The organism is Ensifer adhaerens (assembly GCF_013283195.1).
GTDB lineage: Bacteria > Pseudomonadota > Alphaproteobacteria > Rhizobiales > Rhizobiaceae > Ensifer > Ensifer adhaerens_G.
In genome coordinates this window covers 1,099,880-1,120,578 of record NZ_JABEKT010000001.1, presented here as the reverse complement: position 1 = coordinate 1,120,578, position 20,699 = coordinate 1,099,880, and the positions used below count along the sequence as shown (strand labels likewise).

Annotated in this window: 18 protein-coding genes; 10 read left to right on the top strand and 8 right to left on the bottom strand. The window is 62.1% G+C overall.

Going from position 1 to position 20,699, the window contains the following annotated elements; translation table 11 throughout:
• Positions 1–25 precede the first annotated feature (25 nt).
• On the top strand, positions 26–979 hold the full coding sequence (locus tag LPJGGPFB_RS05275; protein ID WP_173419044.1) for a fatty acid desaturase family protein: 954 nt from the start codon (positions 26–28) through the stop codon (positions 977–979).
• 12 nt (positions 980–991) lie between these two features.
• Here LPJGGPFB_RS05275 and LPJGGPFB_RS05270 read toward each other — a convergent pair whose 3' ends face one another.
• Entirely contained in the window at positions 992–2,401 is a 1,410-nt protein-coding gene (locus LPJGGPFB_RS05270) for a helix-turn-helix domain-containing protein (RefSeq protein ID WP_173419043.1), read from the bottom strand.
• Between the two features lie 228 nt (positions 2,402–2,629).
• Here LPJGGPFB_RS05270 and aceA point away from each other — a divergent pair, with 228 nt between their 5' ends.
• From aceA to LPJGGPFB_RS05255, 3 genes are all read left to right on the top strand, one after another.
• Entirely contained in the window at positions 2,630–3,919 is a 1,290-nt protein-coding gene (gene aceA, locus LPJGGPFB_RS05265) for an isocitrate lyase (RefSeq protein ID WP_173419042.1), read from the top strand.
• Positions 3,920–4,001: 82 nt separating this feature from the next.
• Positions 4,002–4,241 carry an SMc00767 family acetate metabolism repressor gene (locus LPJGGPFB_RS05260; protein WP_025425977.1) on the top strand — a complete coding sequence of 80 codons (240 nt, stop codon included), beginning with the start codon at positions 4,002–4,004 and terminating at the stop codon, positions 4,239–4,241.
• 272 nt (positions 4,242–4,513) lie between these two features.
• Positions 4,514–5,620, top strand: a complete 1,107-nt coding sequence (locus LPJGGPFB_RS05255) for a helix-turn-helix transcriptional regulator (protein ID WP_173419041.1) — start codon at positions 4,514–4,516, stop codon at positions 5,618–5,620.
• 5 nt (positions 5,621–5,625) lie between these two features.
• Here the strand turns inward: LPJGGPFB_RS05255 and LPJGGPFB_RS05250 are convergent, their stop codons facing one another.
• Positions 5,626–6,495 carry a LysR family transcriptional regulator gene (locus tag LPJGGPFB_RS05250; RefSeq protein ID WP_173419040.1) on the bottom strand — a complete coding sequence of 290 codons (870 nt, stop codon included), beginning with the start codon at positions 6,493–6,495 and terminating at the stop codon, positions 5,626–5,628.
• Positions 6,496–6,583: 88 nt separating this feature from the next.
• Between LPJGGPFB_RS05250 and LPJGGPFB_RS05245 the strand changes: the two genes are divergently transcribed.
• The gene (locus LPJGGPFB_RS05245) at positions 6,584–6,796 is read left to right on the top strand and encodes a hypothetical protein (RefSeq protein ID WP_173419039.1); all 213 of its coding nucleotides are present in this window, start codon (positions 6,584–6,586) and stop codon (positions 6,794–6,796) included.
• A 29-nt stretch (positions 6,797–6,825) separates the two neighbouring features.
• Here LPJGGPFB_RS05245 and LPJGGPFB_RS05240 read toward each other — a convergent pair whose 3' ends face one another.
• The 3 genes from LPJGGPFB_RS05240 to LPJGGPFB_RS05230 form a co-directional block, all read right to left on the bottom strand.
• Positions 6,826–9,351, bottom strand: coding sequence for a methyl-accepting chemotaxis protein (locus tag LPJGGPFB_RS05240; protein WP_173419038.1), 2,526 nt, complete (start codon positions 9,349–9,351; stop codon positions 6,826–6,828).
• Positions 9,352–9,704: 353 nt separating this feature from the next.
• A complete protein-coding gene (locus LPJGGPFB_RS05235) occupies positions 9,705–9,851 on the bottom strand; it encodes a hypothetical protein (protein WP_173419037.1) in 147 nt (48 codons plus the stop codon).
• A 231-nt stretch (positions 9,852–10,082) separates the two neighbouring features.
• Entirely contained in the window at positions 10,083–11,267 is a 1,185-nt protein-coding gene (locus tag LPJGGPFB_RS05230; protein WP_173419036.1) for an aminoacetone oxidase family FAD-binding enzyme, read from the bottom strand.
• A 124-nt stretch (positions 11,268–11,391) separates the two neighbouring features.
• On the opposite strand from LPJGGPFB_RS05230, the gene LPJGGPFB_RS05225 reads away from it, so the two are divergent.
• From LPJGGPFB_RS05225 to edd, 5 genes are all read left to right on the top strand, one after another.
• The gene (locus tag LPJGGPFB_RS05225) at positions 11,392–12,828 is read left to right on the top strand and encodes a glutamine synthetase family protein (RefSeq protein ID WP_115420921.1); all 1,437 of its coding nucleotides are present in this window, start codon (positions 11,392–11,394) and stop codon (positions 12,826–12,828) included.
• A gap of 16 nt (positions 12,829–12,844) precedes the next feature.
• Complete coding sequence (locus LPJGGPFB_RS05220) at positions 12,845–14,131, top strand: NAD(P)/FAD-dependent oxidoreductase (protein WP_173419035.1); 1,287 nt, start codon at positions 12,845–12,847, stop codon at positions 14,129–14,131.
• 98 nt (positions 14,132–14,229) lie between these two features.
• Positions 14,230–15,705 carry a glucose-6-phosphate dehydrogenase gene (gene zwf / locus LPJGGPFB_RS05215; protein ID WP_173419034.1) on the top strand — a complete coding sequence of 492 codons (1,476 nt, stop codon included), beginning with the start codon at positions 14,230–14,232 and terminating at the stop codon, positions 15,703–15,705.
• A 7-nt stretch (positions 15,706–15,712) separates the two neighbouring features.
• Positions 15,713–16,411 carry a 6-phosphogluconolactonase gene (gene pgl, locus LPJGGPFB_RS05210; RefSeq protein ID WP_173419033.1) on the top strand — a complete coding sequence of 233 codons (699 nt, stop codon included), beginning with the start codon at positions 15,713–15,715 and terminating at the stop codon, positions 16,409–16,411.
• 178 nt (positions 16,412–16,589) lie between these two features.
• Complete coding sequence (edd, locus tag LPJGGPFB_RS05205) at positions 16,590–18,410, top strand: phosphogluconate dehydratase (protein ID WP_173419032.1); 1,821 nt, start codon at positions 16,590–16,592, stop codon at positions 18,408–18,410.
• A gap of 96 nt (positions 18,411–18,506) precedes the next feature.
• Here the strand turns inward: edd and LPJGGPFB_RS05200 are convergent, their stop codons facing one another.
• The 3 genes from LPJGGPFB_RS05200 to LPJGGPFB_RS05190 all read right to left on the bottom strand — a co-directional run bounded on the left by LPJGGPFB_RS05200 (position 18,507) and on the right by LPJGGPFB_RS05190 (position 20,671).
• Positions 18,507–18,872, bottom strand: a complete 366-nt coding sequence (locus LPJGGPFB_RS05200; protein WP_173419031.1) for a GFA family protein — start codon at positions 18,870–18,872, stop codon at positions 18,507–18,509.
• Positions 18,873–19,035: 163 nt separating this feature from the next.
• Positions 19,036–19,446, bottom strand: coding sequence for a hypothetical protein (locus LPJGGPFB_RS05195; RefSeq protein ID WP_173419030.1), 411 nt, complete (start codon positions 19,444–19,446; stop codon positions 19,036–19,038).
• 136 nt (positions 19,447–19,582) lie between these two features.
• Positions 19,583–20,671 carry an ABC transporter ATP-binding protein gene (locus LPJGGPFB_RS05190; RefSeq protein ID WP_173419029.1) on the bottom strand — a complete coding sequence of 363 codons (1,089 nt, stop codon included), beginning with the start codon at positions 20,669–20,671 and terminating at the stop codon, positions 19,583–19,585.
• Positions 20,672–20,699 lie beyond the last annotated feature (28 nt).

Sequence of the window (20,699 nt, the reverse complement as noted above, 5' to 3'; positions counted from 1 at the left end):
TGTGCATCAGCGTCTGGGTAGCGTCATGAGTGAACGGAACCGCAGGATCGATCCGAGGGACTTGAAGCGCCTTTCGATACTCGAGCCACGGAAATCGCTTGCCGCGATCGTTGTCGACTGGGCGATCATCGCCGCCGCCATCGCCGCCAGCGAAGTTGCCGACAATGTCTTCGTCTACCTCTTGTCCGTGGCGGTGATTGCCGGGCGCATGCATGCATTCGGTTGCCTCGTGCATGAGGCGGCGCACTATCGCATCATCAAGAACCGCACGCTCAGCGACTGGATGAGCGATCTTCTTCTCGCATGGCCGATGCTGGCAACCGTCGACGGCTATCGGCAGAACCACCTTGCCCATCACCAGCACGCCAACACCGACGACGACCCGGACTGGACGGCCAAGCTCGGCATGGCCCAGTTCACCTTTCCACAGAAGGTCGCGCGCGGCGTGGTGCAGCTGCTCGGCTACCTCGTGGCCATCAACTCGATCCGCGACATGATGCACATGGCCAAACGCATGTCGAAGAACGATCGGTCGACGCGCGGCTACAAGGCAATGCGCCTGGCATTCTATATCGCTGCCGCCGGCCTCTTCAGCGTGCTCGGTATCTGGCGCGAATTCGCACTCTACTGGCTGGTGCCGTTCTTCACCGTCTTCTGCCTGTTCCTTTATGTACGCAGCGTTGCGGAACATTTCGGCAGCATGGACTATAGCGACGAGCTGACGAGTTCACGCACGGTCTATCCGCATGCCTGGGAAAAGCTGTTCTTCGCTCCACACAACATCAACTACCATCTGGAGCATCACCTCTATCCCGGCGTGCCGTTCTACAACCTGCCGGAACTGCATGCGATACTGATGCGCGACAAAACCTATGCCGGAAAGGCGCACATCACGCGCGGTTACACCACCGGATTGACTGCAGAATGCTTCTCCCCCAGTGCACCGCTGCTGCCGAGCCATCACCCGGTCAGCTACTGAAAGCGCCAGCGCCTACTGAAAATCAAAGACGCTGAGGCCCGTCGCCATCTCGTCGAGCCCGAGCGGGCGCGTCACCGGAGGCTCGGCGCGCGCTAGACAGCCCTGCCGCTCGCAAAGACGACAGGCCGCCCCGATGGCGATCGCCGGCGAGCGGACCGCCCCATAGACAACCTCTTCGGCAAAGGACGCCTCGCAGCCGACCAACAGCGCCGTACGACGAACCCTCTCTTCAAAGCCCGCCTGTGGACCGTCGAGCGTGCGCGACACGGTGAGGAATGCCAGCCCTTCGGTGGTCTCAACCCGGTCGACGAGGATCTGCCCCGGCACGGAAAATGCTGTGTGGATGTTGAGCTTCGGACAGCCGCCGCCGAACCTTGCCTGCGGAAAACCCGATGCGCCTGACCGCCGCAGCCGATGGCCGGCATTGTCGATCTCCATCAGGAAAAACGGAACGCCGGCGGCCCCCGACCGCTGCAGCATGGTCAGTCGGTTTGCGGCCTGTTCGAACGACACCTGAAAACGCGCGCGCAGCACGTCGATATCGTATCTGGCCCGCAGCGCCGCCGCATGAAACGCCCCGTAGGGCATCATCAAGGCATGGGCGGCATAACGGGCGAGTTCGAAACGACCGATGCGGCGCGCCTCGGCAGTCGACAGACGCAGCGTCTCAAGCTCCTGGACGATCGCCTCGTGGCAGGCGATCGAGGCGACCTCCATGGCAATCTCGCGCAACTGGTCATAGGGCGACAGGCGCTCGGAGATGAACAGTCGCATGGAATGCCGATCGAAGCGGCGGCGCAGATTGGGCATGGCGTGAACGGGCAGATTGCGCACCACGAGGCCGTGCTCCTTCTTCAGCCAGGCCTTGAGCGCACCGATCAGATCGTCACCAGGTGAAAGCGTGGCATGAAACGCCTCGGCCACCTCCTCGATCCGGGCGAAATGATTGGGCCTGGCTTCGAGCGTCTCGCGCACCTCGTCCATCGGAAGGCGTGTTCCCGACAGCGCTTCCATGTGCCCTTGGCCCGCAAGGAGGTCGGCAAGGTCCTTCAGTCGCGCCGCCTGCTCGCGATAGGCACGGTAAAGCTTGACCACCCCGCCGGCGGCGTTCGGTGCCGCTTCGGCCACCTCGATCAGTTCCTGATCCCCCGGCAGTTCCGCCGCCAGCAGCGGATCGGCGAAGACCTCGCGCAATTGCGCCAGCCCACTGCCCGTCTCGCCCTGCAGCTCCTCGAGGTCGACCTTGTAGACCGATGCGAGCTTCAGAAGCAGCTGGACGGTCAGCGGACGCTGGTTGCGCTCGATGAGATTGAGGTAGGACGGCGAAATGCCAAGCGCTTCCGCCATGGCCGTCTGCGTCAGCGAAAGCCCGTTGCGGATGCGGCGGACGCGTGGCCCGGCAAAGATCTTGTTCTCAGCCATTTGTCACTGCCTTTACAATAACGACACCGAATGACGATTTACATAATTTACAAATTTACTGCTTGTGATTGTCAAACGCAAGACAAGATAACCCTTTTGAAACAGCCATAACTGCAATTCCTGTGGCTCTATTGCGCAGCGCAATGTAAAAACTGTCACATCAACTCGGAGATAGAGAGGCCATACGACAAATGTCGAATGGTGAATGAATTCCAGCAGGAGGAAGTAATGACTGATTTTTACAAGCTTGTTCCCAGTGCCCAGCAGGGCCGCTTTGACGGCATCGAACGCCCCTACACCGCCGAAACCGTGAAGCGGCTGCGCGGCTCGGTCGAGATCCGTTATTCGCTGGCCGAAATGGGCGCCAACCGCTTGTGGAAGCTCATTCACGAAGAAGACTTCGTCAACGCGCTCGGCGCGCTCTCCGGCAACCAAGCCATGCAGATGGTTCGCGCCGGCCTGAAGGCAATCTACCTTTCCGGCTGGCAGGTCGCGGCCGACGCCAATACCGCGTCCGCGATGTATCCAGACCAGTCGCTTTATCCGGCAAACGCTGCACCGGAGCTGGCCAAGCGTATCAACCGCACGCTGCAGCGCGCCGATCAGATCGAGACATCGGAAGGCAAGGGCCTTTCGGTCGACACCTGGTTCGCCCCGATCGTTGCCGACGCCGAAGCCGGCTTCGGCGGCCCGCTCAATGCCTTCGAGATCATGAAGGCGTTCATCGAAGCGGGCGCGGCAGGCGTCCACTACGAAGACCAGCTCGCGTCTGAAAAGAAGTGCGGCCATCTCGGCGGCAAGGTTCTGATCCCTACGGCGGCCCATATCCGCAACCTCAACGCCGCACGGCTTGCAGCCGACGTCATGGGCACGCCGACGCTGGTGATTGCCCGCACCGATGCGGAAGCCGCCAAGCTTTTGACGTCTGATATCGACGAGCGCGATCGCCCCTTCGTCGACTACGACGCCGGACGCACGGTCGAAGGCTTCTACCAGGTGAAGAACGGCATCGAGCCGTGCATCGCGCGCGCCATCGCCTATGCGGCGCATTGCGACCTGATCTGGTGCGAGACCTCGAAGCCGGACCTGGAACAGGCCCGCAGATTTGCCGAGGGCGTGCACAAGGCGCATCCGGGCAAGCTGCTCGCCTACAATTGCTCGCCGTCGTTCAACTGGAAGAAAAACCTCGACGACGCGACGATCGCCAAGTTCCAGCGTGAACTCGGTGCGATGGGCTACAAGTTCCAGTTCATCACGCTCGCCGGCTTCCACCAGCTGAACTTCGGCATGTTCGAACTCGCCCGCGGCTACAAGGCCCGGCAGATGGCCGCCTATTCGGAGCTGCAGGAGGCGGAGTTCGCCGCCGAGGTCAACGGCTACACCGCCACCAAGCATCAGCGCGAAGTCGGCACCGGCTATTTCGATGCGGTGTCGCTCGCCATTACCGGCGGTCAGTCGTCGACGACGGCCATGAAGGAATCGACCGAGCACGACCAGTTCCGCCCGGCCGCAGAGTGAAGGACCGGGGGGCGCGGCAATCCCTGCCCGCCGCGCTCCCCGCGCAATCGAACAGACCTCGCTGACACCAAGGAGAACCCCAATGACAGTCCAGACACGCGTCAAGGAACGGGCCGAGGAACAGTCTTCGGCCATGACCCCGGACCAGCAAGCCGCGATCCGCATGGTCGCCAACGACCTGCACCGCCTCAACCAGGCCGTCATGAAAGCCGTCGACGCCGGCGTATCGGTCGAGCTCGTGCGCTCGGCCCGCCACCACGGTGGCGAAGGCAACTGGGGCGACCTGCTGATCCCCGTCATCGTCACCCAGGGACGGGCATGATGATGGCGCTTGCGGCAGCGGTCGCGTTCATCGCGTCTCTGTGCACGGCCGGTCCGGGCGTAGAGTCGCGGCGAGTGATACCAATCGTTGCCGCCGGTCGCCGGCCATATGCGTAGCACGCCCAACCAATACACCTTTAACGGGAACAAGCCGGCAGCAATGTCGGCTGTTTGCTTTTCAGCGCCCGGCCCGCGGCGCAAAATACCATTTCAAGTTGCTTCTGATGCGAGCTTCACCTATATTAGCTGTGACTATTGCGAGCGGGGGCGCGCATGCTGCAGCCGGGACATTCCGGAACGGAAGAGCTGACTGAGCTGATCTACGGCGCCGCCTTCGGCGAGTGCAGCTGGCAAGACTTTCTCGATCGGCTGGCCAATACGCTGCCCAACGGCCGATCAGCGCTGCACTATCACGATCTGGCAACACCCCGCAGCTATGTGCCTTCCGTCTCGGGGTTTGACGCCGAGGATATCGAGCAGTTCAACCAGCACTTTGCCGCGGTCAATCCCTGGATCCCAAAGGCGATGCTCGTGCCTGCAGGCCAGGGCATCTGCGGGGAGCAGATCGTCGCGCGCGGCGAGCTGATCAAATCCGAATTCTATAACGACTGGCTGAAGCGACAGACCGGATGCGAGACCAGCGTCGGCGTGACGATCATCAGAAGCGCAAGCCGAACCTTCATGCTCTCGACCTGCACTTCCTCGACAGATGACGACCTCAATCAGCAGGCCGCCGAGCAATACACCTTTCTGGCGCCGCACTTGAAACGGGCTTTCGATCTGCTGCGCAAGCGTGACATGTTGGCGCCCGGGAACGGCGAAGGCCGGGATTTGCTCGATAGCGTCGGCGTCGGCGTGGTCTATGTCACCGAGAATCTTCGGATCCGCTCGATGAACGAGAGCGCCGAGCGCATGATCGCCAACAATGCGCCTCTTCGGATTTCGGCAGGTGGGCGTGTGACGCTGCCAAGCGCGGGATCGGCAGTAGCTCTCGAACTGTTGTCCTTGCGGATCAATACCCATGCGGAGCCACATGTCTCCCTTGCCAGGGCCACGGATGGCGCGGCCTATCGCATCACACTGGTGCGACTGCGGTCCGATATCTTCGTCGAACTTCTGAACGGACCGACGGTCGCGGTTCTGATCGAGCCGGCGACATCGCTTTTGCCTGAGGAACGACGGGAACATCTCAGGGACATTCACGGCCTGACGCCCGCCGAAGTTCGCATCGCGTCCGGCCTTGCGGCCGGCCTGTCGCTCCGGGAGATGGCCCAGGCCAACGGTGTCAGCTACGAGACCATCCGCACGCAGCTGAAGAACATCTACACCAAGACCGACGTGAACTCGCAGGCGGCGCTCGTCAGCCTGTTGATGCGCTGACCACGTCAGCCACGGCGCGGGCGCTTTCCGGCGAAGATGTCAGCGTGGCTTTTCAAAAGCTTTGTCATGCGATCGACGACCGTGCGGATTTCCTGGCGGTGGCGATCCTCGTTGTTCATGACGATCCACTGGCGATGTCGAAGCGCCGGAATCTCCTCGCCCGTCCGCTCCAGCAGCGGGTCGAGGTCACCGACGAAACAGGGCAGCACGGCGCAACCGGCACCGGCGCGTGCAAGGTCGAGCAGGGAGCGCGGCCGCGTCACCGTCGCCACGATGCGACCGGTCGCATGCGCATGCGGCCAACGCAGATAGGACGAGATCGCATCCTCCTCGCCGACGGCGACCCATCGGCCATTTGACGCCGGCAATGCATTCTTCTGCCGATAGGCGGCGTAGGCGACGTCGCCCACCGGGCGGGCGGCCAGGTAGCTTTCCTCCGGCTCGAAGGCACGGATACCGATATCGCTCTCACGATAGGCAAGATTTGCACGTGTCTCTCCGACATTGATCGCGAGGCTGAAACCATCACGCTCCGTACAGAGCGCCGGAAAGTTTTCGGCAAGCAGCCAGGACACCCAGGTTCCGGCAGTGATGCGAACGACAGCCCCCTCGCCTTCCCGTCGCCAGCTCTCGACGCGCCGGGCGGCGGCCTCCATCTCTTCAAGCTGTTCGAATAGCAATTGCCCGTCGCCGGTCAACTGATAGCCGGTCTGGCTGCGCACGAACAGGCTGCGCCCGGTACGCTCCTCGATTTCCAGCATGCGCCGGCCGACAGTTGCCGGGCTTGATCCCAGCGCCTGCGCGGCGCCGGTCAGGCCGCCGGTGCGCGCCACACTCATGAAGCAGCGATAGATGTCCCAATCCATGTCTTTCATTGGTGAAAAACATAGGCCGATATCTTGCGTATGTAAAACAGCTTTTGCTGCATAAAAGCGAGGATGCCACTCGATGAGGAGCATCACCATGGAAACGCTGGCAGCCGCCTATATGGCCGATCTGATACTAAAATCCCGCCGCTGGGACGAGCATTTCGATCCCAAGCCGCCGAGCTTGTTGCGGCGGATGTTTTGCCGCTGCATCGCCGCGCTTGCGGCACGCAGACGGATTGAAAGCGTTGAACAGGCTGCGCAAACGAAATGCACCGCGCAACCGGTGGGTTGCGCGGTGCAGTGCTAGGATGACAAAGCTGTCGCGGTGCTGGCCGATCAGGCCGCGCGGTAAGCGTGGATATCGGCCGCTTCCGGCTCCAGCCGGAATTGCTCGACCAGCATCATCAGCGTGTCGGCCTGGTTGGAAAGCGCAAGGCTCGTTGCCGTTGCCTCTTCCACCATCGAGGCGTTCTGTTGGGTCATCTGATCCATCTGGTTGACCGATCCGTTGACTTCGTTAAGCGCTACCGCCTGGTCGCGGCTTGCGGTCGCGATCATTTCGACATGTTGGCTGACGGTGACGATCTGGGCACTGATCGAAGCCAGCACGGCGCCGGTTTCCTTGACAAGGAGCGAGCCGGAATTGACCTCGTCGGTCGACTTGTTGATGAGGCCCTTGATTTCGCGGGCCGCTTCAGCCGAGCGCTGCGCCAGTTCGCGGACCTCCTGTGCGACCACCGCAAAGCCCTTGCCGGCCTCGCCGGCGCGTGCTGCCTCGATGCCCGCGTTCAGCGCCAGGAGGTTCGTCTGGAAGGCGATATCGTCGATGACCTCGATGATCTGCTCGATCTGGCGTGACGCCTCTTCGATGCGCCCCATGGCGGCGATCGCATTGGTGACAACGGTTGCCGAGCTGTCGGCGCTCTTCTTCGTCTGCGTCACGGCGACGTTGGCCTCGTTCGCCCGCTCTGCTGACGAGCGAACGGTCACGGTGATCTGGTCGACCGCGGCCGCCGTTTCTTCGAGTGAGGCAGCCTGGGCTTCCGTCCGCTTCGACAGGGAATCAGCGGCGTGGTGCATGTCGGCGCCACTCTGCTGGATCGCCTGCGCATTGCCACGGATCTGAGCCAACGTGTCCTGCAGGCGGATCAGCGAGCCGTTGAAGTCGGTGCGCAACTGCTCGAGACGCCCATGGAAGGGAATGTCGATCTGACGCGACAGGTCGCCCTGTGCCAGACGGCCGAGGCCGGCCGCCAGTTCGCTGACGGCAAGATCGATCTGTCGGTCGAGTTCGCGCTTTTCAGCATCGTTGCGGGTTCGCTCGACTTCGGCGCGGGCACGCTGTTCTTCGCTTTCGGCCTCGATGCGCACCTTGGAGAGCGCATTTTCCTTGAAGACACCCAAGGCGCGGGCCATGTCGCCGATCTCGTCCTGGCGGGCATCGCCGTCAATCGACGTATCAAGGCGACCGTCTGCCAGGCGACGCATGGCGGCGGTGATCTGGCCGATCGGCTTCTTGAGCGTCAGCGTCAGTGCAATGCCGGCAAGCAGGGCGATGACGACGCCTGCGACGGTCGCGGCGACCGAAATCTGGTTTGCCTCCTGGCGCTCGGTGCCGGCGGCAACCTTCTGCTGTTCGGCAAAGCCGGTGAGATCGCTCCAGATCTGGTTGATCGACTGGCCGGCCGCGTCGAAATCGGCTGTCCGCTTCACGGTGATTTCGACCAGCGACGCCGCGTCCTTCTTCATCACGGTGATGATCGGCATCAGCGTATCGGCAATCGCATCGAAGGATGCGCCTTCGCTCGCAACACCACGCAGAGTCGCCATGTTCTGTTGAACCGCCAGGAACTTGTCGAGCAGCTTCTGTCGGTTGCTTTCCGTGGTCGTGCCCATGAAGGTCGCCGCGGAGATCTGGATATCGGTGATCGAGCTTGAAAGCCGGCGTGTGGCTGTCAGGACGGATTCGGTGCTGACGATCAACTGGTCAAGCTCGGCGAAGATCCGTGTCGCATCGCGCATCTTGCCGACCGACGCGGCTTCAAGACGGAAGCTCGCAGTGCGGAAGCGGTCGACGTATTTCGAGATACCGGCAAGCGTTTCCGGCCCGGCGGGCGCCTTCAAAAGTGCGCCGATCTCGCTCGATGCGGAGGTGATCGTCTCGGTCAGCGACTTCTCGTCCTTCGGCAGCAGCCGGAAGATGTCGCGCTCGGTGCGGCCGATCATCGGGAACCGTTCCTTGACCGCCTTGAGCTTGTCCTCGACCGTCGTCGCCTTGGCGACTTCAGTACCGAACTCGTTGAAGAAGCGGCTGGCGCGCATCAGCTTTTCGGCTTCGCGCAGCATGGTCTTGGCGGCGTTCTCGTTCTTGCGCACGGCATATTGCAGCCGGTTCGACTCGTCGTTGATCTTGGCGCGCTCGACCAGGAGAGCATCGAGGTTCGCCGACATCGCGGCGCGCATTTCCTGCTCGCCGACATGCAGCTTCCACAGTCCGTCGATGCGGGCTTCGATGTCGTTGGTTGCGGCAATCGCGGCCTTGAGTTCGTCCTGGCCGTTCTGGCCGGCGACCTGTGCGGCGGTGTCGGCAAGGATTTCCTTCTGAGCAGAAATCTTGCCCTGCAAGGCGTCGCGGGTTTCCTCGGTGGTCGAATGCAGGAAGTTGTTCATCCCCGCATAGACGTCCTTGAACCCGCTCAGCGTCTGCAGGACGCTGTTTGAAATCTCCATCCGGCCCTGAAGCAGGCCGGACGCATAAAGACCGGTAATGCCGACGGCACAGATGCTGACGACGAAGGGCAGAATGAAGAAAAGCACCTTCGTCTGAATCTTGAAACGGGCAAGAATTCTATCGATGAACATGGAAAACACCTTGGCTCGCAGCTCGCATTCGCCTCCCCCGGCGGCTCGAAACATGTCTCGCCTTTGAGCGTAACCGCCGAAAGGACGAAACGATCGAGAGCCACCCGATGCGCAAACAGGCTGATGTTTTTCGGAAAAATCATGCGGCGCACACCGCCAGTCCGTCAGCAATCATTGCGGGACCACGCCACCTCCCCGGTAGCGAAGTCCTGACGGAACTCACTTCGTCGCAATAATCATTTTGAACGATTAAAAATTGTATAAGCGCGCAACACTCGCCAACGAATTTCCGAAGGCGCTCGCGCACTCAAGGCGCGCCAGAAGTTCGGCCGCCAGGCGGCCGACCGGCAGCGTCAATGCCAAAGGGCCGGAAGCGTTGCGAAGGCAGCGACGGCAAAGAAGGCAAGCAGAGCAATGCGGGTGAGCATCACTCTCTGGGCGCGGCTCTCGTCGGTGCGAGCGATCGCGATGGCGCGGGGACGACGGCGTGGCTGGTTCATGACATCCTGTCCTTCTCACTGACCGGCAACGTTCGGCCCGGATAAACCGGCTTGCCAGTCGAGATCATATTGCAGCCATGCCGCGGCGGAGAAAAGCCCTAAAAATGGAAACAGTGTGATTTCCGTTTGCGGAACAGTTCCATCTCGCCAACCGCCGGCTGTGCCGACATCGAAAGAGGTTCAGGCATATCCGTTAACAATGGCTGAAGCGACGCGCCACAAATGCGGGGATCAGGCCTCCTGGCCGGCCGCAAAGCCCGAGGCCCAGGCCCATTGGAAATTGTAGCCGCCGAGCCAGCCGGTCACATCGACGCATTCGCCGACGAAATAGAGGCCGGGAACAGACTTTGCCTGCATCGTCTTGGAATCGAGTCCGCTGGTATCGACACCGCCGAGCGTTACCTCGGCTGTGCGATACCCTTCGGAACCGGCCGGCTTGATCGTCCAAGCCTGGATCGACGCCGACAGCGCGTCGATCGTCTTGTCCGAGAGATCGGCGAGTTGCTTTCCGGTCAGCTTGGCGGCATCGGCAAAGAATTGCGCCAGCCGCCGTGGCAGGATATCGGCGAGTGCTGTCTGGACCGCCTGCTTGCCGTTGCTGCGACGCGCGCCTTTCAGGATCGAGGCGATGTCGATATCGGGCATCAGCCTCAAGACGATATCCTGCCCTTCGCGCCAATAGGACGATATCTGCAGGATAGCCGGGCCGCTGAGGCCGCGATGCGTGATCAGCACCGCCTCGCGAAAGGCCGTCTTGCCGGACCGCGCCTCGGCGTCGGCGGCGACGCCTGCCAGTTCGCCGATCGTCTCGAGTTGGGCCGGATCGAGCGTCAGCGGCACGAGCCCGGGGCGGGTTTCGACCAGCGCCAAGCCGAACTGCTCGGCGATCTTATAGGCAAGCCCGGTCGCGCCCATCTTCGGGATCGATTTGCCGCCGCTGGCAATAACCAGCGACTGGGCATCGACAGGCCCATCGCCGGTCATCACCCGGAAGCCGTCGCCGTGGCGCTCGACACTGTCGATCGTTGTCTCCAGCCGGAGTTCGGCACCGACTTCGCGCATTTCGGTGAGCAGCATCCTGATGATGTCCTTGGCCGAGTGATCGCAGAACAATTGCCCGAGCGTCTTCTCGTGCCAGGCGATGCCGTGTTTTTCGACAAGCGCCAGGAAATCGCGCGCGCCGTAGCGCGCAAGCGCCGATTTACAGAAATGCGGATTGGCCGAGAGGAAATTCTTCGGACCGGCATGGATATTGGTGAAGTTGCAGCGGCCGCCGCCGGAGATGCGGATCTTCTCGCCCGGGGCCCTGGCATGGTCGATGACGAGCACGCGCCGGCCACGCTTGCCCGCTTCGATGGCGCACATCATGCCGGCGGCACCGGCGCCAATGATCACCACATCCTTTTTTTCAGCCACGAAACACCTTTGAGCTCTTCAGCGCATTCCTTTCCGGTCAAGCAAGCGAAAGTCAATCGTCCCGCTCTAGCCAATTGGCAATCTCCGGTTATGATGCGCCATCCGAAGCCAAAACCGGTGATTTATGCCCTCCAAGAGAAGTGCTGCCCAACAAACAACGAAAATCAGCAAATCCTCGAAAATACCCGCCGCCCTGCATTCGCTTCGAGGGGTCAAGACCTGGAAGGAAGCAACGGACTGGCTGAAGATCCGCGGGATCGAAGACATCGAATGCATCACGCCCGACCTTGCCGGCGTTCCCCGCGGGAAGATGATGCCGACCTCCAAGTTCACGTCCAACACGTCGCTTGCGCTGCCATCCGCCGTCTACCGCCACACGATCTCGGGCGAATATCCCGACGAGACCGGACAGTTCCGCTACGATTCGCGCGACAGCGACATCAAGCTCGTGCCCGATCTGTCGACGCTCTCCGTCGTCCCTTGGGAAACCGACCCGACAGCGCAGGTGATCTGCGATATCGTCGGCTCTGAAGGCGAGCAGATCAGCTACACGCCGCGCAACGTCCTGAAGCGCGTGGTCGACCTCTATCGCCAGAAGGGCTGGAAGCCGGTCGTCGCCCCCGAGATCGAGTTCTACCTCGTCGCCACCAATGATGATCCCGACTATCCGCTGCATCCGCCGAAAGGCCGCTCCGGCCGCTCGATCCTCGGCGGCCAGGGCTACTCGATCGCTGGGATCAACGAGTTCGACGAACTGATCGACGACATCTATCATTTCTCCGAGAAGCAGGGCCTGGAGATCGACACGCTGATCCACGAGGAAGGTCCGGCTCAGCTCGAGATCAACCTTCGTCACGGCGATCCGATCGAGCTTGCCGACCAGGTGTTCCTGTTCAAGCGCACCATCCGCGAAGCGGCGCTGAAGCACGGCATCTACGCCACCTTCATGGCCAAGCCGATGCAGGGCCAGCCAGGTTCGGCCATGCACATCCACCAGTCGGTGATCGAGATCAACACCGGCCGCAACCTGTTTTCCAATCCTGACGGTTCCGCCTCCAAGGAGTTCTTCAACTTCATCGGCGGCATGCAGCATTATGTGCCGCGCACGCTGGTGATGATGGCGCCCTATGTGAACTCCTTCCGCCGGTTGACGCCCGACATGTCGGCGCCGGTGAACACGGCCTGGGGTTACGACAACCGCACGACCGCCTTCCGCATCCCGGTTTCCGAGCCGGTTGCCCGGCGGATCGAAAACCGGCTGCCAAGCTCGGACGCCAACCCCTATCTGGCGCTGGCCGCTTCACTTGCCTGCGGCTATCTCGGCATCATCGAGGGTCGCGAGCCCTCGGCGCCGACGGAAGACACCGCCAACGAAGGCGAGATCGATCTGCCGCGCGGGCTGCTCGAGGCCGTCGCGCTGCTGGAATCGGCGCCTTCGCTTGCCGAGGTGCTGAGCCCCGAATTCATCGCCATCTATGCCGGGGTGAAACGCGGCGAGTTCGAAACCTTCATGCAGGTCATCAGCCCTTGGGAACGCGAGTTCCTGTTGCTGAACGTCTGACCTGAAAGGCCACCCTATGCCCTGGCAAAGCCCGATCTCGCCCGGTTACTCCTGGTATGAGGCAACCGTTCCGGATCGACCGGAATTCCCTCAGATGCCGGGATCGCGCAAGGCCGATGTCGCCGTCATCGGCGGCGGTTATACGGGGCTTCAGGCGGCCTACAATCTTGCCCGCCAGGGCGTCGATGTCACCCTCATCGACGCCTGCCGCTTCGGCGACGGCGCGTCGGGGCGCAATGGCGGTCAGTTCGGCACCGGCCAGCGGGCCTGGGCCGACGAGACCGAGGAAACGCTCGGCCATGAACGGGCGCAAGCGCTGTTCGACATGGCCGAGAACGCCAAGCGGCACGTGCTCGATTTTGCCGCGGAACACGCCATCGACATCGAGTTCATGCCGGGGCAGCTCTCTGTCGGCCACAAGAAGAGCCTGGAGAAGGATTATCGCGACCACGTCGAGGCGATGGCGAGCCGCTTCGGTTATCCGCATCTCTCGTTCATGGAGCGTGAGGAGACGGCAAGTCGCCTCGGATCGACCCGCTATCACTTTGGCATCCGCGACGCCGGCACGGGGCATATCCATCCGATGAAACTGCTGGTGGGGCTCGCCAGGCAGGCAGCCCTTGCCGGCGCCAACCTGTTCGAGCGGACCAAGGCCGAAAAGATCGAACGCAAGGGCGCGGCTGTCGTCATCACCACCGATCACGGCACGATCACCGCCGACCGGGTGCTTGTCGCCTGCAACGCCTATATCGGCAATCTCGAGCCGGTGAGTGCCAGCCATGTGATGCCGATCCGCTCCTTCATCGGTGCGACCGAGGTGCTATCCGCCCACCCCAATGTGCTACCCGGCGGCGAATCGGTCGACGATTCGCGCTTTGTCGTGCGCTATTTCCGCAAATCAAAAGACGGACGACTGCTTTTCGGCGGGCGCGAAGCCTACACCGCCGATAACCCGCGCGACATTTCCACCCATATCCGCCGGCAAATCTCAGAGATCTATCCGGAACTCGGCAATGTGGAGATCACCCATGGCTGGGGCGGCTCCGTCGGCATCACCATGCCGCGCACACCGTTCTGTCGCGAGGTGATGCCGGGCGTCACGTCGATCGGCGGCTATTCCGGCCACGGGGTCATGCTTTCCAACTATTGCGGCAAGCTCTACGCTGACCTCGCACTTGGCAAAGAGACGGAACTCGACCTGTTGAAAGCCTTGAAAATACCGGCTTTTCCCGGCGGAGTACGCTTCCGTTCGCCGCTTCTGTTCCTGGCGCTCAGCTGGTACGCGCTTCGCGACAAACTCTAGAAACCGCATTGAAGGGCATTTTATTGCGTCGCACCCTAGCGCCTTTAAATCGATTAGATTATATGTGTCCCTGACCTGAACAAGATCGAGATTATCCTATGAGCAGCCAGATCATTCCCGTCGAACCGTTTGACTATGTCGTGTTCGGGGGCACCGGCGATCTCGCCGAGCGCAAGCTGCTGCCAGCGCTCTATCACCGCCAGATGGAAGGCCAGATCACTGAGCCGACCCGCGTCATCGGCGCTTCGCGCGCCGCGTTGACGCATGAGGAATATCGCAAGTTTGCCGCCGATGCGCTGAAGGAACACCTGAAGCCGGCCGAATACAATGAAGAGGAAGTGGCGAAGTTCACCGCCCGCCTCTTCTACGTCTCGGTCGATGCCAAGTCCGACCAGGGCTGGGATCAGCTGAAGAAGATCCTGGAAGAGGGCAAGGAGCGCATTCGCGCCTTCTACCTCGCCGTCGGGCCGGCGATCTTCGGCGACATCTCCGAAAAGATCCGCGATCACAAGCTGATCACCAAGACCACCCGCATCGTCGTCGAAAAGCCGATCGGGCGCGACCTGGCGTCGGCGACCGAACTCAACGACACGATCGGCAAGGTTTTCCGCGAAGAGCAGATCTTCCGCATCGACCACTATCTCGGCAAGGAGACGGTGCAGAACCTGATGGCGCTGCGCTTTGCCAATGCGCTCTATGAGCCGCTTTGGAACTCCGCCCATATCGACCACGTGCAGATCACCGTTTCGGAAGCCGTCGGCCTCGAAAACCGCGCTGGCTACTACGACAAGGCTGGCGCGCTTCGCGACATGGTGCAGAACCACATCCTGCAGCTCGTCTGCTTTGTTGCGATGGAAGCGCCGACCTCGATGGACGCGGAAGCCGTGCGCGACGAAAAGCTGAAAGTTCTGCGCGCGCTGAAGCCGGTCAACGCTTCCAATGTGGAGCAGGTGACGGTACGCGGCCAATATCGCGCGGGCGCATCTGCCGGCGGCCCGGTCAAGGGCTATCTGGAAGAGCTCGAAGGCGGCGTCTCGAACACCGAAACCTTCGTCGCGATCAAGGCCGAAGTCAGCAACTGGCGTTGGGCCGGCGTGCCGTTCTACATTCGCACCGGCAAGCGCCTTGCCGGTCGCATGTCGGAAATCGTCATTACCTTCAAACAGATCCCGCACTCGATCTTCGACAACAGTGCCGGTCGGATTTCCGCCAACCAGCTCGTCATCCGCCTGCAGCCGAACGAAGGCGTCAAGCAGTCGCTGATGATCAAGGACCCAGGTCCGGGCGGCATGCGCCTTCGCAACGTTTCGCTCGACATGAGCTTTGCCGAGGCCTTCGACGTGCGCAATGCCGATGCCTATGAGCGGCTGCTGTTCGACGTCGTTCGCAACAACCAGACGCTGTTCGTGCGCCGTGACGAGGTCGAGGCGGCATGGAAATGGGTCGATCCGATCCTCAAAGCCTGGGAAGAAACCGGACAGCAGGTGCAGGGCTATACCGCCGGCACCTGGGGTCCGAGCCAGTCGATCGCGCTGATCGAGCGCGACGGCCGCACCTGGCACGATGCGATATAGGTTGGAAATGAGCACGACGCTTCACACATTCGACACTGGCGCCGCGCTGGCCGAAGGCCTGGCCGACGCCGTCAGCGCAGCCCTTGCCGCCGGTATTGCCGCGCGCGGAACGGCAAGCATTGCCGTTTCCGGCGGATCCACGCCCAAGGCCTTCTTCCAGGCGCTCGCCCAGAAGGACATTGCCTGGGACAAGGTGACGGTCACGCTGGTGGACGAACGCTTCGTTCCGCCGGAAAGCGATCGTTCCAACCACGCGCTGGTCACGGCAAACCTGCTTCACGGGCCTGCGGCGAAAGCACATTTCCTGCCGCTTTACCATGCTGCCGCTTCGGCAGAAGATGCGGCCGTGCTCGCAAGCAACGAAACGGCCAAGATCGGCGTGCCCTTCGACGTCGTCGTGCTCGGCATGGGAACGGATGGCCATACGGCGTCGTTCTTCCCGGGAGGCACACAGCTTTCAAGGGCGATCGACGCGGCGACGCCGCGTGGCGTCATCACCATGGAAGCGGAAGGGGCCGGCGAACCGCGCCTGACCTTTACCTTTTCCAGCCTTCACGATGCGCGGCTCCTGGTCCTGCACATCGAAGGTGAGGGCAAAAAGGTGGTGCTTGCCAAGGCGGAAGGTCAAGGCGACGAAGCCGAGATGCCGATCCGTACCATGCTGCGCCGTGCAGCCTCGCCGCTGCAGATATACTGGGCGCCATAACGGCCGGATCACCGGCCGGTTCAGGACACTTTCAACCGGTGGGCGCTCCACCGGAACGCGAAAGTGTTGAAAGAGCTCATACCGGGGCGTGGCCTGCACGTTCTCCCAGGCAAGCAACGCTCCGGATCGATGACTGGATGAAGATGAGGAGCGTGAGCGCTCCGGAACAGGATTTGCCATGTCCGCCGATTCCCGCATTGCCGCGATCACCGCCCGCATCGTCGAGCGTTCGAAGCCGCACCGAGAACCCTATCTCGATCGCGTGCGCCGTGCAGCCTCAAGCGGACCGCATCGCAGCGTTCTCGGCTGCGGCAACCTTGCACACGGGTTTGCCGTCTGTTCCCCCGCCGAGAAGGTGGCGCTCGCGGGCGACCGCGTCGCCAACCTCGGCATCATCACCTCCTACAACGACATGCTTTCGGCGCATCAGCCGTTCGAGACCTATCCGGCGATGATCCGCGACGCGGCGCGTGAGGCAGGCGGCGTCGCCCAGGTTGCCGGCGGCGTGCCCGCTATGTGCGACGGCGTGACCCAGGGCCAGCCCGGCATGGAACTGTCGCTGTTTTCGCGCGACCTGATCGCCATGTCTGCCGGTGTCGGCCTGTCGCACAACATGTTCGATTCCACCGTCTATCTCGGCGTCTGCGACAAGATCGTGCCGGGCCTCGTGATCGCAGCGCTGACCTTCGGCCATCTGCCAGCCGTCTTCGTGCCGGCCGGACCGATGACGACGGGCCTGCCGAACGACGAGAAGGCGCGCGTGCGCCAACTCTTTGCCGAAGGCAAGGTCGGCCGCGACGAGTTGCTCGAAGCGGAATCCAAATCCTATCACGGCCCAGGCACCTGCACCTTCTACGGCACCGCCAATTCCAACCAGATGCTGATGGAGATCATGGGCTTCCACCTGCCCGGCGCCTCGTTCATCAATCCCGGCACGCCGCTGCGCGACGCGCTGACGAAGGAAGCAACGAAGCGGGCGCTGGCGATCACGGCCATGGGCAACGAGTTTACGCCGGCCGGCGAAATGATCGACGAGCGTTCGATCGTCAACGGCGTCGTCGGCCTGCATGCGACGGGTGGCTCCACCAACCACACCATGCACCTTGTCGCCATGGCGCGTGCCGCCGGCATCCTCTTGACCTGGCAGGACATTTCCGAGCTTTCGGACATCGTGCCGCTGCTTGCGCGCGTCTACCCGAACGGCCTTGCCGACGTGAACCACTTCCACGCGGCCGGCGGCATGGGCTTCCTGATCAGCCAGTTGCTTCGTGGCGGTCTGCTGCACGACGATGTGCGCACCGTCGTTGGCCAAGGTCTCGACGCCTACAAGATCGACGTCCGCCTCGGGGCGGATGGCGGCGTGGAGCGCGTGCCGACGCCGACTGAGAGCGGTGACCCGAAGGTGCTATCCACCATCGACCATCCGTTCCAGCATTCGGGCGGCCTCAAGATGCTGACCGGCAATATTGGCAAGGCGGTGATCAAGATCTCAGCCGTCAAGCCCGATCGCCACGTCATCGAGGCACCGGCGAAGATCTTCCATGACCAGGGCGAGCTGAACGCCGCCTTCAAGGCAGGCAAGCTCGAAGGCGATTTCGTCGCCGTCGTGCGCTTCCAGGGCCCGAAGGCAAACGGCATGCCGGAGCTGCACAAGCTGACGACCGTGCTCGGCATCCTGCAGGATCGCGGCCAGCGCGTGGCGATCCTCACCGACGGCCGCATGTCGGGCGCCTCGGGCAAGGTTCCCGCCGCCATTCACGTGACGCCGGAAGCCAAGGACGGCGGGCCGATCGCCCGCATCCAGGAAGGCGACATCGTGCGCATCGATGCCGTTGCCGGCACGATCGAGGTGCTGGTCGAGGATATCGCCCTGAAAACGCGCATTCCGGCCCATGCCGATCTCTCGGACAACGAGTTCGGGATGGGGCGCGAACTGTTCGCGCCGTTCCGCGCCATTGCCGGCTCCGCCGATCACGGCGCCAGCGTGCTCTTCAACTGAACGAGGCCTCGGTGGCATCGCCGAGGCGTTCACTTCCACCGAGCCCTCACTGCCGAGCATCGCCGTCGGCAGTGAGCCGGCGCGCGAAGGCGCGCGTTACTTCAGTGGTCCCGGATACATATCGTTTCGACCGTCATAACGCTCGACCTCGAGGGTGAAGATGTCGATATCCTCGATGCAGCGCGCATTGAGCGAGACGCGATCGTTCGGATAGCCGCTGCGCATGATGGCGACGCTGCAGGTGGGGCAGAAATGATGCCCCTCGGTCACACCGCGCCAGACATAGGTAGAGAGGCGCCGTTTCTCCGTGATCAGCCGGATCTTGCTGGCATCGACCTTCCAGTGAAGGAAACCGGTGCGCCGGCAGGTCGAGCAATTGCACTCGATCAGCCCTGAAAGCTCCACATCGACTTCAATGGCGATGTCGCCACAATGGCAGGAAAGACGGTAGGGTGGCGCCATCGATGGATTGCCTCGCTTCCGGTGAAGACGAAAACAATTCCAAACTGAAGCACGAAGTCAAGTGCATGCGGCCGCCACCAGGTGATGACTGCCCGTCCCGCAACGATGCATCAACCGCCAGCCCGCTTGGTTTGGGCCGGCGTTTCATACGGATTTCCGTCGTTCAGCGATAGATGTCGAGCGTGCGGTTCCGGTGGTTCGGATGCGTGCTGTAGACGAAGATGCGATTGAGATCGCGGTCGGTCAATAGCCGCAGGAAACGCGCTTCGACGACATTGTTGGCGTGCACGCGCTTCAGCAGGCAACCTACCATCTGGATGCGGGCGCTTGGAATGTCGAGGTAGAAATTCTGCGGCAGCTGGTACTTCGTCAGGATACCGAGGACGGCGCCGCTTTTCGACAGCTTGATGATTTCGCAGCGGCGCGAGCTCAGCTGCGTCATGCCTTTTTCCGTATATTCGATGCGCGCCTCGTTCCGCGTGTCCTCCATCGGGAACGTGGTTTCGCGATCGTACATGAAAGATTCTTCCTTGTTCAGGAAGTGCTGCTGCATCATCGGTGCCGCGGTCGTCATTCAACAGGCCTCTTAATATCCCCTGCCCATCAGGCTAGAGGAAGAAATTTAACAGAGGGTAGATTGAGGGCACGGACACAGAAAAACCCGTCCGAAAATCGGACGGGTTGATGGGGAAAAACAGCGATGCTTTTTCTCAGGCGCGGTAGCTCTTGCCGGCGGCGTCGAACAGATGCAGCTTGGTCTTGTCGGCGGTGAACCGGACTTTCTCGCCGCGATGCACAGGCAGAATGCCGGGGATCTTGGCGATGATCGGCTCTTTCTCAACCAACCCTTCGATGTAGAGCAGCGTCACTTCACCGAGCGCCTCGACGATCGCCACCGTGCCTTCGAAGAGGAAGTCTTCGCCGCTCGCCGTTTGCAGATCTTCCGGACGTACCCCGAAGCTCGCCGTCTTGCCGTTCTCGGAGGCGTTGGTGGGGATATCGAGCGTCACCGACTTGCCGCCGGCAAGCTTCACCGTCGTCTGCGGGCCGGTGGCGGTGATCGCGGCGGGAATGACGTTCATCGCCGGGGAGCCGATGAAGCGGGCGACGAACAGGTTCGCCGGGCGCTCGTAAAGCTCGAGCGGCGGGCCGACCTGCTCGATATGACCGGCCGACAGCACGACGATGCGATCGGCAAGCGTCATCGCCTCGACCTGGTCGTGGGTGACATAGATCATCGTCGTGTCGGCCATCTGCTCGTTGAGCCTGGCGATTTCGATGCGGGTGGCAACGCGAAGGGCTGCGTCGAGGTTCGACAGCGGCTCGTCGAACAGGAAGACCTTGGGGTCACGGCAAATCGCCCGGCCGATCGCCACGCGCTGGCGCTGGCCGCCCGAGAGCGCCTTCGGCAGGCGGTCGAGATATTTGGTCAGCTGCAGGATATCGGCCGCCGCGCGCACGCGCCGGTCGATCTCTTCCTTGCTTTCCTTGGCGATCCGCATGCCGAAGGCCATGTTGTCGTAGACGGTCATATGCGGATAGAGGGCATAGGACTGGAACACCATGGCGATGCCGCGCTTCGATGGAGGCACGTCGTTGACACGCTCGCCATCGATGAACATGTCGCCGCCGGTGATTTCCTCCAGGCCGGCGATCATGCGCAGCAAGGTCGACTTGCCGCAGCCGGACGGACCGACAAACACGACGAACTCGCCCTGCTTGATCTCGAGATTGATGCCGTGAATGACATCGACCGCACCATAGGACTTGCGGATATCTTTAAGCGTCAGACCTGTCATCGCACCCTCCCCTTCGTCTCTTATGTCT